The 15418-nt window shown below is 39.2% G+C and carries 6 protein-coding genes and 1 tRNA gene; 2 read left to right on the plus strand and 5 right to left on the minus strand.

All coding sequences use genetic code 11. The annotated features are described in order from the left end of the window. Positions 1-458: 458 nt before the first annotated feature. The 5 genes from FJG96_RS00350 to FJG96_RS00370 all read right to left on the minus strand — a co-directional run bounded on the left by FJG96_RS00350 (position 459) and on the right by FJG96_RS00370 (position 4308). Positions 459-532 (minus strand) — tRNA-Gln (locus tag FJG96_RS00350). 64 nt (positions 533-596) lie between these two features. Beyond that, positions 597-1355, minus strand: a complete 759-nt coding sequence (locus FJG96_RS00355) for an iron ABC transporter ATP-binding protein (RefSeq protein WP_139412278.1) — start codon at positions 1353-1355, stop codon at positions 597-599. Further along, positions 1352-2302, minus strand: coding sequence for an iron chelate uptake ABC transporter family permease subunit (locus FJG96_RS00360; protein ID WP_139412279.1), 951 nt, complete (start codon positions 2300-2302; stop codon positions 1352-1354). The genes FJG96_RS00355 and FJG96_RS00360 overlap by 4 nt, the downstream gene beginning before the upstream one ends. Next, positions 2295-3251, minus strand: coding sequence for an ABC transporter permease (locus FJG96_RS00365; protein ID WP_139412280.1), 957 nt, complete (start codon positions 3249-3251; stop codon positions 2295-2297). The genes FJG96_RS00360 and FJG96_RS00365 overlap by 8 nt, the downstream gene beginning before the upstream one ends. Before the next feature lie 106 nt (positions 3252-3357). Beyond that, positions 3358-4308: a siderophore ABC transporter substrate-binding protein gene (locus tag FJG96_RS00370; RefSeq protein WP_139412281.1), complete on the minus strand. Its 951-nt coding sequence runs from the start codon at positions 4306-4308 to the stop codon at positions 3358-3360. Positions 4309-4506: 198 nt separating this feature from the next. Between FJG96_RS00370 and FJG96_RS00380 the strand changes: the two genes are divergently transcribed. Together FJG96_RS00380 and FJG96_RS00385 are read left to right on the plus strand one after the other, a co-directional pair. Beyond that, positions 4507-10905: an autotransporter outer membrane beta-barrel domain-containing protein gene (locus FJG96_RS00380; RefSeq protein WP_246046867.1), complete on the plus strand. Its 6399-nt coding sequence runs from the start codon at positions 4507-4509 to the stop codon at positions 10903-10905. A 666-nt stretch (positions 10906-11571) separates the two neighbouring features. Then, the gene (locus FJG96_RS00385; protein ID WP_139412282.1) at positions 11572-14823 is read left to right on the plus strand and encodes an autotransporter family protein; all 3252 of its coding nucleotides are present in this window, start codon (positions 11572-11574) and stop codon (positions 14821-14823) included. Positions 14824-15418 lie beyond the last annotated feature (595 nt).

A 15418-nucleotide genomic window follows, 5' to 3' on the forward strand; every position in this document is an offset into this window, starting at 1 on the left:
TTTTTATCGCAAAAGGCTGTATAAGCTATTCGTTCATGTTTTTTCATGAGACTAGCAGGGGTAGTTTGTAGTTTAAAGCCTGCGGGTTTTCATTTTTGCCATGTTACTAAACATTTCGCTTTCACCTGTAACGAATTGAGGATTAATGTTATAAGGCTGTATAATAGGCGTTAATTATTGAGCATGTTGATTCGTGTGCTCCAATTTCGTAGTTAGAAAGGGTACCGCATTGTAAATTAAGGCGTTGCGCAAAGATGCTACTTTCTTCATTTCCAAATATTTGTCTTATTTCAGCTGGGTTGACCATACACATTAAAGAGGCTTTAAATGATCTTTGAAAGGCCTTTGAAGACTCTTTGAGAACCCCTTAAAAATCATTTGAATGAAAATAAATTGGTACAAAACCTAGCGTCAAAATATACAAAACCCGCTAGCAAGCTATAAGCTACAACTAAAATTGGCTGGGGAACTTGGATTCGAACCAAGATTGACGGAGTCAGAGTCCGCTGTTCTACCATTAAACTATTCCCCAATGAGCCAATTTTACCATCTCTAGCAGATTCTACAGTGTAGGCAAGCGTAAAAAATCTTTAGGATTATCGATAGTAAAGAGCGATAGGAATATCATTGATTGTTTTGATTTGAATATCGATATCATAAATGTCCTGAAGAATTTCTGGCTGCATAATTTCTTTGGGAGTCCCAAAATAGGCTGCTTTCCCGTTTTTCAGTGCAACGATCATATCTGAATAAGATGAGGCAAAATTAATATCATGCATAACAATAAGAATGGTTTTTTTCAGCTCATCAGCTGTGCGGCGTAGCTGCTTCATCATAGAAACAGCATGTTTCATATCCAGATTGTTTAATGGTTCATCTAAAAGAAGATAATCAGTATCTTGGCAGATAACCATAGCGATAAAAGCACGTTGACGCTGCCCCCCAGAAAGTTCGTCTAAAAAACGGTCTTTTAAATCTTGTAAGCCGAGATAGCGTAGTGCACTGTCGATGAATTGTTTATCTTCTTTACTATACCAGCCTTTTGAATAAGGATAGCGTCCGAAACTTACTAAATCGTACACAGTTAAACGGAAGGATAAAGGATTATCTTGACGCAAAATGGAGAGCTTTTGAGCCAAAATATCATGGGGCATTTTATCAATATCAAAACCGTCAATACGAATTGTTCCTTTGTCGTGTGGTAAAAGACGTCTTATCAGCATTAAAAGAGTTGATTTTCCCGAACCATTAGGCCCAATAAGAGAAGTAATCCCCCCTTTGGGAAGATGAAGACATAAATTATCGATAATCAATCGAGCTCCGTAAGCCTTGGAAAGATGATTGATCTCAATCATTTTACTTTTCCCTTCATCAGTAACATTAAAAAAACAATCCCTCCACAAAACTCAATGATAAAACTTAAACGTCCTGCCATGTGAAAAATTTGCTCTAAAATAAATTGTCCCCCCACCAAACAAATCATCGCTAATAATATTGCAATCGGTATAACGACACTGTGTTTTGCTTGAGGTGAAAGTTCATAGGACAGATTGGCAATTAACAATCCAAAAAAAGTGACCGGGCCTACTAATGCGGTAGAAATAGAGACGAGAATAGAAACAAAAATAAGGATAGCTGTCGCACTTTTATGATAATTAACGCCAAGATTGAGAGCATTTTCACGTCCCAAAGCTAAAATATCAAGAAGATGACGTGAACGCCACCCAATTAAACTCACAATGAAAACAATTATTGTGGCAAAGCTTATGAGTGACGTATTAAATTTATTAAAATTTGCAAACATAATATCTGTTAGATTCATCATCTGGTCTGGATTGAGTTGCAATTGCATAAACATCCGTAAACTGAAAAAAAAGCCACCTAAAACAACACCAATTAAAAGTGTCAAGTGCAGCCCTTTTAGGCTTCCTGAAAATAGCCAGCGGAAAAGACTTATGGAAAAAAGAATGAGAATAAGGGCTTCGAGAATGAGCTGTCCTTCTTCATTCAAAAAGGGCAAAGAAAGAGAGCCTACAAAATACATCAAAACAGTCTTTATTAAAATATAAAGCTGATCAAATCCCATAATTGAAGGGGTTAGAAGACGGTTATTAACGATTGTTTGAAATAAAACCGTAGAAACGCTTATTGCATAGGCAATAAGAAGCAGAGAGATCAGTTTTGTAAGACGGAATGTCCATGTATAAACATTGATATTCCATGTCATGTAAAGACTGATGACCGTACATGCTATGATGATAAGTGTTGTTAATACACATATTGTTTTTTTGCTTTTATCCAAGATGCTTTCTCCAGCGTAAAAGCAGTATCATAAAAATAAAACTACCGATCACGCCCATTATGGTACTAATGGGAATTTCAAGAGATGGATGAATGATTCGTCCTAAAAGATCACAAATCAAGACCAATCCTGCACCGCTGATGGCTACCCAAGGAGCAGTATAGCGCATATTATCTCCCATAAAACTTGAGACAATATTTGGAATAATCAATCCAACAAAAGGAATACGACCGACGGTACAGACAACAACAGCAGTGATTGAGGCGACAATAAAAAGACCAAACAACATGACAACACGATAATTTAACCCAAGGTTATTGGTTAAATCTTCTCCTAAGCTTGCAACCGTAAAGCGATCAGCAGTACAATAGGCTAGAAGACAAAGAGGAAGGGAGAGCCATAAAAGTTCATATTTCCCCTCAAGAATCATAGTAAAACTACCAAATAAGTAAGCTTGAAGAGAAGGAAGGAGCATTTCATAATCTGCAATGGCATTGGTTAACGAGCCAATAATATAGCTTAGCATAATCCCTGTAAGAGGTACAATGAGAGCCGATTTTAAAGGAATGCGGCGCAATAAAAACATAAAAAGTAAAGTGCCCGTCATGGCAAAGAGTGTCGCAACGACCATTTTTCCTAAAACAGGAATATCGGGTAGAAAAATCATAATAAAAAGAATGCCAAGGGAGGCAGATTCAACGGTTCCAGCGGTTGATGGTTCGACAAAGCGATTACGTGTCAACAGTTGCATAATCATGCCTGAAAGCGCAAGCGCTGCGCCTACTAAAAGGATTGCAATGGTACGAGGAAGACGCGTTTGCCAAAAAATAAGCCACGCATGAGGATCGGCTGCAAAGAGATCAGAAGGCGTGACGTCAGAATAACCAACAAAAATGCTGAAGATGGACAAGAAAATCAGAAGGGTTATGGTTATCCAATAATTCTTCACGTTAAATCATTTTCTCATAAAACTTAACAAAAAAAACAAAGGTTGTTTCATAAACAACCTCTGCTTTTAAATTTTATTCATAGAGCAAGCAAGCTCTTTTGTATGCTTATTTGCTCTTTGTAAAAGCTTCATTGATCTGCTTAGCGGTTTCAAGAAGCCCTGTTAAACCACCACTTGCACGATACCAGCTCCAAGAGTCCAAATAAATAATTTGGTTTTGTTTGCTTGCAGTTGTGCGGTGCACAAGCTCATTGTTGAGCAGTTGTGCTGCGGATAGTCCTTCCCGTCCAATTGCCGCATCCCGATCAATTACCAACAACCAATCCGGATTTGTCTCCAGAATAAATTCAGGAGAAATGAGCTGTCCATGTTTTTGTACGGTGAGCTTATCAGTTGCAGGAGCAATTCCAAAAGCAGAATGGAAAATATCGAAACGTGATTTTGGTCCCAAAGCACTGATTTTTCCACCAGAGGTCATGAGGATGAGCCCTGTACCTTTCCCTTGGGTATTTTTACGGACTTCAGCTAAAGTTTCATTGAGTTTTGCAATTTCCTTTTCTGCTTCCTGTTCTTTGCCAAAAATTTTCCCAAGGATAGACACATTTCGTTTAATATCTTCAAGGGAATTTTCGTTTCCTACCGTTAGATCAATAGTTGGAGCGATTTTAGATAAATCGTTATATTTTGCTTGAGTTCGAGAAGAAATAATAATTAAGTCGGGCCGGAGAGTGGCAATTTTTTCATAATCCGGTTCAAAAAGCGTGCCTATCTTTTCATATTTTTCATCATTAAATTGTTGCAGATAAGATGGTTTTTTTCCTTCAGGAATACCAACAACTGCTTTAATCCCAAGATGATTCATATTATCAAGCGAGGCAAGATCAAACACAACAACTTTTTGCGGAGAAGCGGGAACAGAAGTTGTGCCTGAAACATGATTAATCGTTACATTCGTTTGAGTACTTTTCTTTGCCATACTCGTTTGTGTCCATAAAACCGTTGCAAAGCAGATTGCAACCAGTAAAATAGAAGTCACGGATTTCATATATTTTATCATCGTGATTTTATCCTTTTATCTTATATTACAAGGGCTTGTGCACTTAAAACCTTAACTTAGGCATTTTTATGCACAAAATGATGCGACTGTAAATAACACTATGTTGTAAAGTTGACTAACATATGTTACAAACTGTTCACTTACCTCATTTTCACTTAATTCTAGTGTTTTTGCAACATTATTTAGAAAGTTTGACATATGATCAATGTATTTAAAAAGCGTACACGTTTGTACGCACTGACAACAAGTGCTTTCTTCTTTTTACAAGGTGTCGATGCTTCTATGGGGAATAGTTGGTGGAATTCATCACTATCAGCATTAAAAGGGATTTTTTCATCATCTTCTAGTGGATCTAATCATTCTGTTGAAGTTCCTCCTGCACCCAAAGCAGAAGCACTTACTGGGGGAGCAGATCGTGTGACATCAGATGGTAACCCTGGAGGAACTGGTGGTGGCGATGTCCCTGGAGGCACTGGTGGTGGTGTCTCTGGAGGTGTTGGTGGCGGTGGTGTCCTTGGAGGCGCTGGTGTTGATGGTGTCCCTGGAGGCGTTGGTATTGGCGGTGTCCCTGGAGGCGTTGGTGTTGGCGGTGTCCCCGGTGGTGTTGGTGTTGGCGGTGTCCCCGGTAGTGTTGGTGTTGGCGGTGTCCCTGGTGGTGTTGGTGTTGGCGGTGTCCCTGGAGGCGTTGGTGTTGGCGGTGTCCCCGGTGGTGTTGATTCCGATGCAGAAGGATTACCTTCTCTTCATTCAATATTCATTTCCTATGGGTGTGCGCTTAAAGATTATGAAGATCGTGGGCCTATTTTTTGTATGGATGGTAAAGAGCACACAGCAAAAAGGGGTACTGTTCAAATAGAAAAGTATGGTGAGAATGCTGTGTATGCAATGGGACGTCTTTCATTAGGCATAAGGGATTCAGCGTCTAGAGAGAGTACTGGAATTTCAAACAGTAGTGGAGTTAGTGAAATAAATATTTTAGATGATGGGAGTACTACTATTATTGGTTCCGGAATATCTAGTGAGGGTATCAAATCTAGTAATATCGTGATGCCTGTTAAGGGTATTAAACCTAAAGTTACAAGTGTTATACTGGACCGAGTACCTATCATTGGTTTGGATTTTGATCCTTCTGTTGTTGGTGATAACGGTGATAACGGTGATAACTCTGAAGTGGGTTTTGGGAGTGCTATATTTGCTGCAGTAGATGCAGAGGTTATTTTGAAAGACTCAAATATTAGGAAGTTTATTGCTGGGCTTGAGGCTAAAGAGGGGGGGAGGATTTTGATGCGGAAGGGAAGCATCAGAAAATCTTATATGGGTGCTGTGGCTGACTCTGGATCGTATATTGTTTTAGAGGGAGTAGATATTAATGTGGAACGGGTTAGTGATGGGGTGCCTTTGAATGCAATCGGTTTGCAAAGTTCTGGTGGATCTCAAATAGTGATGAAATCTGGATCAATTACTTTCGCACAACATGGTGTGGGGGTTTGGGCGGAGGACGAAGGATTTGTTAAACTAGAAGATATTAAAATTAGTATTGCTGAAAAAGAGAGAAGCAAAGAGGAATCTCAAATATCTGGGGTTGAAGGGGCTGATTCTAGTGTAGCGGATCTAAGTGTTCTCTTCTTATTGGAAGATGGTTTCGTTTCTTCTGATCGTGTAACCTTTAGCGGTTCTAATGCTATTGCTCTATGGATAAACAATAATTATAGTATTAAAAATGGTCTTTTGAGTGTTATTGATCATGATGCCTTTAATGTTATGAGTTCTGGTAGTGGGGCTGATAGTTTTACTCAATTTGTTGATAATATTATTGCTGATAATTATGTCAGCATTAGTGCTGCTATAAACTATTCAAATATTACAGTGGAGGGTAGAAATTCTTATGGTATATATTTTGGTGAAAGTGAATCAGAATTTGAAGATAACAGCTTAAAAACAAGTGAAGATTCAGATGTTAGAGTTAGAAGAAGCCCTGCTGTTGCAGAATCAGCTGTAGATGGTGTAGAGAGCCAAGCCGTTTCTCTGGAGGAGGGTGGAAAGCATATGGTTCTTTTGAGGGGTTCTGTCTTAAAGGTACCAGATGGTGTGGCCATTTATAATGGTTCTGTTGTTTTAGGAAAAGACACGTTAGTTTCCGGTGATCTGTTGTTGAAAGCTACATCTTCTGCTCATCTTTCGGTTTTTGCACATGACTCTGTAATTGTAGGTGATGTTTCTATTAAAGATAATGCTACTGCAAAGTTCTTTTTGTCTGATAAGTCCGAGTGGCGTTTATCAAAAAGTAAGAAAAGAGAAAAAAAGAGTGATTGTATAGATTTATGTATTGCATCTCTGAATCTTAAAAATAGTACTCTTAAGTTCATCTCTTCGGAAAATGATATTGAAAATTACCGGACTCTTCGTGTTGGGGATGGGGAAGGTGTGGTTTACAATGCCGATGACGCTTGGATTCATTTTAATGTGCATCTGGGGGGCGGATATAGTCGGGACGGTAACGGGATGCAGGTGTCTGATAGGCTTTTAATTCATGGTGATGTTTCTGGAAGAACTACATTGCATATCAGTGCTACCGCTTCAGGAAATTTCTCTCTGGGTGGCGTTGGAAAGGAAGACGCGCCCTACAGTGTTTCACTTGTTCAGGTTCATGGAAAGGCACAAGAAGATTCTTTTCGGTTGAATGGTGATTATGTTACGTTAAATGGTTACCCTTACAAATATACTCTTCATGTTTATGGTCCAGAGGTGTCTCAGACGGTAAAATATTTTGATAATCAATTACAGAATGGGAGGACAGAGTTTTGGGATTTTCGTTTAGAAAATGCAGAGTTTGTTTCGTATTATCTTTATGCTGATCCGCGTAAGTCTACAGTTACGTATAGTTTACCTCCTCAACGTGAAGAAACTCGTGTAGTTGCTGCTAAAAGTGTTGAGGATACTGTTGATTCTAGTTCTGGCACTGGGGTCGTGCGCGAGGAGTCTGAGAAATCTGGAAGTGTACATTCCGCTTTACCTGTTGGAAGTATTTTGCCGGCTACACCCGAGTCTTCTACTGGGACTTTATCTTCTGTTCAACCTACCGTTGATCCTAGTAATTCTCAGCTGAAGACGGGGCTGCTTTCTAGATTGGGATTGGGAGGCCCTACGCGACAAAAAGTTAAATTGTATACATTCGAGGATCCTTATATAGGGAGAATGTATAGTGCAGCGGGTAAGGGGTCTGTACTTCTGATTTCAAGAGAATTTGTAAGAAGGCATCTTGAAGGATTGGGTGTACTAAAAGAATCAGATAGTTTAGAAGAGAAGCTTAAAGAATTTGGTATAGCTGTTGCTGATGATGGTAGTCTATCTGTAATAGATCCTTCAAAAGAATCGGATCGTATTTCGTCTTCTAGTACTCCTACTCCACCTGTTTTGCGTGAGGAATCTCAAATATCTGGGGTTGAAGGGGCTTCTTCTGGATCATCTGAGTCTCATATTTCTCCTACAGATATAAATTCTAATGGTTCTGCAGATTCTGATAGTTCTCATGTAACTATTGTTCCACCCCGCCCTTCTATTGCAGAAACATCTGGTGTGGACACTATAAATTCCTCGATTGTTACATCTTCTGTTCCTGTATCTAAAAGGCCAGCTCCTATAAAATCAGCTGCTATTGCGAAGTCTGCTCTGAAGCCTTTTGATCCTGTTGTTTCTGATACATCTAGTGTGCCCTCTAATGGAGCTTCTGCTCTGAAGCCTTCTGCTTCTGTTGTTTCTGCTAAACCTGCCGCACCTTCTAAAGGGGCTGTTGGACGTGTTCTTCTGTCTAATGGTGCTAAGGAAATGGTTTCTACGTGTGATGCTGCACAGAATAATGGTGAAAATGCGTTGCAAACTCCTTATACGTGTAGTGATGGTCAGTCGCGAAAAATAACAAACCTTACATTGAAGGCAAGTGATAAAACTCAGCATTCTATGCATGTAAAAAATCAGAATACGGTTGTTAAGCTAGAGGGAGCTACAATTAGTGGTGTGGATTCTTCTAATAGTAACAATAGTGTTGATTTTACTGAAATAGAGGCTGTGAGTGCTGTGCTTGCAGAAGAGGGGGCAGAAGTTATTTTGGATAAAAAATCAAAAATTACATCTTCTGTGATTGGGCTTGAAGCACAAAGTGGCGGGAAGGTTACGATGACAGAAGGAAATGTTAATGCTCGTTATGTGGGCGCTTTGGCGGGTTCCGGATCGTCTGTTAATTTAAAGGATACAACAATTAACCTGATGGGAGATTTGGCGGCGGCTGGACTGGCAAGTAATGCTGGTGAAATAATTATGAACTCTGGGGCTATCTCTCTGGAAAAGGGAATCGCTGTGAGGTCAGAAGCTGGGGGAAGTGTTAAGTTAGACAAAGTTAATATTACTGCGAAAAAAGCGACAGAAAAGTTAGATTCTAAAGAGAATTTAGAGAGTGCGGCTTTTCTATTGAGTGATAATGCTTCTGTTGATTTTAAGAATGGGAGTGTTGTGACTGATGGACATGCTTTGTGGGTTAGAAAGGGTGATGATGTGGTTGAAACGGGGACTTCTAGGAAGAAAAGATCTTCTGAGGCTCGTTCTGCTATGAATCACGCGAATATCGAGGCTTCTATTGTTAAAGTGGAAGGTAATGGAACCTATGGTATCTATTTTGATGGGCTAATACAGAAAGGAGAGAGTCAACAAAATCAAAATGAGAATTTAGAAACTCAGAAAGCAAATGTTGTTAAGCGGAGTGCTATATCTACCAAACAGGAGAAAACACCTATAAGCGTGACAGGGACAGTTTCGTTGAAACAAACTGATTTTGAAGTTGCAAAGGGTATAGCGATCTATGGTAATAATTCTAAAGGTCATGTTTTATTAGAAAATAAAACAACTCTCTCTGGTGACTTGTTGTTGAAGGCTGAAAACGATTCTAATATATCGGTTTTGGTTGATAATTCTATTGTGACAGGCGGCGTTCGCGTTAATAAAGATTCTTATGCAGAATTATACTTGGCCAATGGTTCAGAGTGGATTCTCAAAAGAAGTGTCCAAAAGAATTTTGGGACTCCAGATTCAGGGTGTATGCATTCATGCATTTCTTCTGTAAGTCTTGTAAATGGTGCTATTAATTTTGCACCTTCGGAATCTGGAGAAAAATATCAAACTCTCCATATTGGAAATGGGAAAGGCATAGTTTATGTGGCGCAGGGTGATGCTGTCATTCATCTCAATGCACGTTTAAATCCTCATGATTCAAGTGGTCAGCAAGTAACGGATCAACTTGTCATTCATGGTGATGTTTATGGAAAAACAAAGATACGTGTACGAGGCGATGCAGGCAATGTAGCAAATAGTCAAGTGAATGCTAAGATTGCTCACAGTGTTTCAGTTATTCAGGTTTATGGTCAAGCGGAGAAAGATTCTTTCCAACTGGATGGTGATTATGTTGCGCTGGCGAACTCACCTTACAAATATACGCTTCGTGCTTATGGTCCAGAAGCAACTTCCAAACAGGAGCATGCTCGGCAGAAATTTGTTAAGGATGGCGGAGCATTTTGGAACTTCCGTTTAGAAAATCAGTATGTTAAGTCTGCTGGATCTTCTGCTCTTCCTGGAAAATTTGTCAGGTCTGTTGTTCCACAAGTGCCAACTTACCTTGTCTTGCCTAATAGCGTATTCCATGCTGGTTTGATGGATATTAACAATCAAAGCAAACAGTTAGAAACTTTACGGATGACTTCTACGGGAATGGTAGAGGTTCGTGAGAATCCTGCTTTGTATTTACGCGGCTATGGTGGAAGTTACCGTTATGCTTCAGATTTATCTGCACTTGAATATGGCTATAATGGTGATCTTGACTATCGTGGTGTAGAGGCCGGTGTTCTTCTGCAAACTATTGAAAATACTGATAGTGCTCTATCCTTTGGGGTTATGGGAATGTATGGAAATCTTTCTCTGCAGCCTTTGAATGTTGAGCAAAGTCAAAAGAGTGCATTTGATAAATGGACTGCTACGCTCTATGGTAGCATGCAGCATAATGTTGGCTTTTATGTTGATGGTCTTTTATCTTATGGTCTGTTCAAAGGTGATGTTCTCACTCTTGCGCGCGGTAAGACGGCAACATTGAAAGGTAATCCTTTGAGTGTTTCTTTGATTGGTGGCCAGACAATTGCGACAGGGTATAAAGGCTTTGTCTTTGATCCGCAGGTTCAGGTTGTGTATCAACATCTCCAATTTAATAAGGCCCGTGATATTGATAATTTTAATATTCAAATGGGTAACCTTGATCAATGGGTGGCACGTGTTGGTGGACGCTTAACCAAGAATCCTACAGGCTCTGAAAGTGTGAATGCTGTTGCTTTCTATGGTAAGCTTTATCTTGCTCATGGTTTTGGAGAAAAACAGTCTGTGCATTTCAATGATGCTTTCAAGTTAGGGGCGTTTGGCTCTTCACTAGAGGCTGGGGTAGGATTTAATGCCAAATTGTCGCGACAGTTTTCTCTGCATGCTGATATTCTCTATCAACATAAACTTAATAAGGCAGGTTTTTCTGGAGCAAGTTTCTCCGGAGGCGTGCGTTATCAGTTCTAATATAAGGTACAGGGTGTACTTTTTAAAAAGGCAGCACATTGTGCTGCCTTTTTTCTTTGTAACAACTTGTGTTTTTCTTTCGTTTTCTTGATATGAATAGAAAAGACACGTTTATTGTGTGCACGAGCGCGTTTTTCTATATTAAAGCAAATTTTCTTAAAATTTTTGCTGATGATGATGCGATAGAGTGACAAACTTGTATGGGCTTTTAAAGTGTGGAGAAGCCCAGTATGCGTTGTGTTATCTTTTTGGGTACCGTATTGATACTATCTAATATAACATTTTATGCTTTCTAAAGCTCGTTTTTGAGCGTTTATTTTCTCTGATTTAAATCATTTTTTCATTCATCTTGTTGTGGCGTAATTTTTTAAAGATCACAAGGTTAAATTGTGTCATTAATTAATTACACGCGCTGGTTTTATTTTTTCTTTACACGAAATACAGAATGCATTATACACTTATAAATTGTGCTTTGTCATTATTCTCTTATAGATGGTTTTATGTGTAGAGCTTCTGCCAAGTTTATAGGGGTAATTCATTGCACAGTTCAAATGAGCATGAGAGACATATCTTAATGGTTACACCATTCGTATTTTAGGTGCAGAGCGGCATGTTTTCGAGTGCTTTTATTTTTAATGAGAGGGGAAGGAAAGTTTCGAGGGAACTATGATTAAAGTGTTTAGAAATCATGTATGTTTATGTGCTTGTACAACAGCTATCCTTTCTTTGCTTCATAATGGAATGGTGATTGCTGCAAGTGCTGAGAATAGTAACTATAACAACACCATCCCAATTGTCTCTATTCCTTCAGATGTGGGTTATATTCTCAGTAGTGTTGAAGGCTATCCTATTGGAACACCTCCTACGAGTGGCGTTGAGGGATATCCTATCAATACTTTTCTTAATGGTAGTGTTATCAGTGGAAATTCTGTCGGTGGTAATCATCTTAGTGGGAACAACCTGAATAAGCCTCTTAGGGGAGAGAGTGGGCAGAATAATCATTATATTCCTAATATGATTCATGTTGGCAATAACGATGAGGGTATTCGTGGGGGGAGTAACTATCGTGAGTTGAGTGGAGTGGCTGGAGAGAACGGACGACAGGAAAATATAGATAATTCTGTTAGAGATGCGGACTCTGATGAAAGAGGTATGAATCTTGGGTTTTATTACTATAGTGGATTGTATTATATATGTGATAATTGTGGGGAGCCTAATATTGATAATAAATCTTATAAAATTACGAATGAGAATACTTCCAACTATCCTGCTGAGCCGACGGCTATAACAGTCAAGGGGATTGGGACTAGAGTTGAGGGAGAGAGTGTAACGGTTAGCAGTGACATTTCTGGTCGATCTTTTTTGCGTGGTGTCGCTGTATCAGATGATGGAAAGATTGTTTTGAAAAATCCGGCGCTTCAAAATACAAAGTTAGCTCTTTTTGCTCGCGATGGCATTATTGAGGTTAAGAAGGGGATTATAGAGGAGAGTGATAGGGCTGTTGAAGCTATAGGAAATTCATCGATTATTTTAGAGGATACAAACATTAACACGAGCGGTGGGCCAACAAGCCTTTTAAGTTATAGTGGGGCAGAGATCGGGGTGGAAGGTGGAAAGATTAACTTTGCGGACAGTCACGGTATTTCTGCAATGTTAGGGGGGAAGGTCTTTCTTGATGGGGTTAGTGTTACTGGAAAGGGGAAAAAAGGCGAAAACCATGCGGTCTTTTTAATGGATGAAGGGGGAGAGGTTGAGTTTAAAGGCGGAACTGTTGATGTTGAGGATGCGCATGGTATATTGTTAAAAAATTCGCTCAAGCCTTTATATTCTGGACCAGAACGATCTGAAGAAGAATCTGAAACCGAAGATGAAGCAGAAGATTTATCGAATAACTTTTATGTGACGGAGGCTAATTTAAAGTCTTCTACTTTTACCGTAAAGGGTAAAGGATCTTATGGTATCTACTTTCGGGGAGAAAAACCATGGGATGAGGGTGGGGATAAAAGGGAAGAGATTTCATTAGGGGGAGAAAAAGTGCCACCACGATTGGAAGTTGTTAATTTGGATACAACAAAGTTTTCTGTTGTAGATGATGCGGCGATTTATGGTGAAAATGGTATTTCTGGTGCGGTGAGTTTGATGAAAAGTTCGCTTCGTTCAGGGAATTTTTTATTAAAAGCTGAGAAAGGGGCCTCTATAACGGTTTTAGCTGATGGCTCTACACTTGAAGGTCGCACACATGTTGATAAAAACTCTAATGCCGAACTTTATTTGGGAGACTCCACATGGATTTTACCACAGCAGTTGCAGAGAGATCAACAGGGGGATGCAGAGGATTCTTCTATCTCACTTGTTAGCCTTATGGGCGAGAGCTCTATTAATTTCAAAAGACATGAAACTTCTTCTGTTGATGATTATCAAACCCTTCGTATTGGAAAGGGAAAGGGGGAAGTTTATAAAGCACGTGAAGGTGCCTCTATTGCTTTGAATACCTATCTGAATAGTGGTGGAGCTCTTGATCAGCAAAAGACGGACCGTGTTTTAATTCAGGGTGATGTTTCGGGAAAAACAATGCTTCGTGTGCATGCTGTTGCAGGAAGTCCAGGAGGATACACGGGAAGGGGAGGGAGTAATGAAGGTATTTCAGTCATTCAGGTCTCTGGACAAGCAAAGCAAGATTCTTTTCAGTTGGAAGGTGGTTATGTAGCATTAAACGAATTACCTTATCAGTATAAGCTTTATGGTTATGGTCCAAACTCTGAATTAGGGGAGGCGGATTCTGCTCAAAGATTAGTTGGAGGAAGCGGAACATTTTGGGATTTTCGTCTTGAGAGTCGATCGATAGATTCTGATGTTAAACCTCAACCAGATCCTCGTCCGACACCTCCTCCTAGTCCAACGCCTCCTCCAGGACCGGCTCCAGAGCCTCATCCTCGTCCGAAGCCGGGCGTTAAGGCTGTTGTTCCGCAGGTTCCGACTTATTTGCTTTTGCCTAATGCTTTACGTCATCTTGGTTTGATGAATGTTAGCAATCAAAATCAGCGGTTAGAAGCTTTGCGAATTGCTTCTGGCGGCTTATTAGAAAGTCGCGAAAATCCTTTCTTTTTTGTGCGCGGTTATGGCGGCAATCATCGTTATACTTCAAATCTTTCTGCGCTTGAATATGGTTATAACGGTGAGCTTAGTTATAATGCCATAGAGGCAGGTGTTTTGCTAAAAGCAATCGAAAATATGTATGGAACCACTTCTTTTGGAATTATCGGGTCTTACGAGAAATTTTCTTTGCAACCTTTAAATGTTGAACAGAGTCAAAAAAGCACATTTGATAAATGGTCAGTTGCAGCATATGGCGGTATGCAGCATGATGCAGGTTTTTACGTTGATGGCCTCGTGTCTTATGGTTGGTTTAAGGGTGATGTTCTCACAACAGCACGAGGCAAAACGGCAACATTAAAGGGAAATCCTTTAAGTGCTTCATTGATGGCTGGTAAAACATTTATGGTGGGAGAGGACGGTTTTGTTTTTGATCCACAAGTTCAGGTTGTTTATCAATATCTTCAATTTAATAAAGTGCGTGATGTGGATGGCTTTGATATTGATTTAGGAAAGCTTCATCAGTGGGTAGGGCGTGTTGGAGGGCGTTTAACAAAGATGCTGGTTGCCGCTGATGAGTCTCAAGTTATTTCTTTCTATGGCAAGCTTCATCTTGCTCATGGTTTTGAAGGAAAACAATTTGTGCACTTTAAAGATGCTTTTCAGCTAGGTGCTTTTGGTTCTTCATTAGAAACTGGATTAGGTTTTAATGCTCAATTATCTCAAAACTTTGCGCTTCATGGTGATTTGGTTTATCAGCACAAGCTTACGAAAGCTGGTTTTTCTGGAACCAGTTTCTCTGGTGGATTGCGTTATCACTTCTAGTGTTGTTACTGTTTTTGTTTAATCTTTGAAAAAACCACAAGTTATGCTTGTGGTTTTTTTGTTCTCTATTATTGTGTATTTAGGGCGTGTTTATAGAATGTATTTTTGTGTCTCTTTAATATGCTTTCTGGTTGGATTTCTTTTATTTTTCTGGAAAAATTGAAAAAATTGTACGTTATCGTTTCCAAACGCGTCTTTTAGAATTTCTTTCATATTGTTTATAATATGCCGATTCATAAAGATATTTTTTAATTGAGAATACTAAAAATATTTTCAATGCTTTTAAATGTTGTAAAATTGAATTAAAAAGAGACGGTAAGAATAGGAATTGATTTTATTTTTTACATATTCCTATTCTTTATTAGGCTTTCTTGCCGTGAAGATTGCTTAGAAATAGATATATATGCTCCCCCTTATTTCCCAATTTGGATATATGTTTTTTTCTGCTTACAGATGCTTATCGTTTCAATAATCGTAAAGATGTTGACTATATCTGCTTTGGTGTTGATTAGGCAGCGGTTAAAAGAAGCATTTTAATGCATGTAAACCGATTAAAGCTGTTTTTAAACAACAACTTTAGAGATGATTTTTCTCT

The sequence above is a fragment of the Bartonella mastomydis genome, assembly GCF_900185775.1.
Classification (GTDB): Bacteria; Pseudomonadota; Alphaproteobacteria; order Rhizobiales; family Rhizobiaceae; genus Bartonella; species Bartonella elizabethae.

Bases quoted from the DNA above. Each gene is read 5' to 3' on its own strand.
- FJG96_RS00380 (WP_246046867.1), top strand. From the start codon at position 4,507: ATGATCAATGTATTTAAAAAGCGTACACGTTTGTACGCACTGACAACA.
- FJG96_RS00385 (WP_139412282.1), top strand. From the start codon at position 11,572: ATGATTAAAGTGTTTAGAAATCATGTATGTTTATGTGCTTGTACAACA.
- FJG96_RS00370 (WP_139412281.1), bottom strand. From the start codon at position 4,308: ATGATAAAATATATGAAATCCGTGACTTCTATTTTACTGGTTGCAATC.
- FJG96_RS00355 (WP_139412278.1), bottom strand. From the start codon at position 1,355: ATGATTGAGATCAATCATCTTTCCAAGGCTTACGGAGCTCGATTGATT.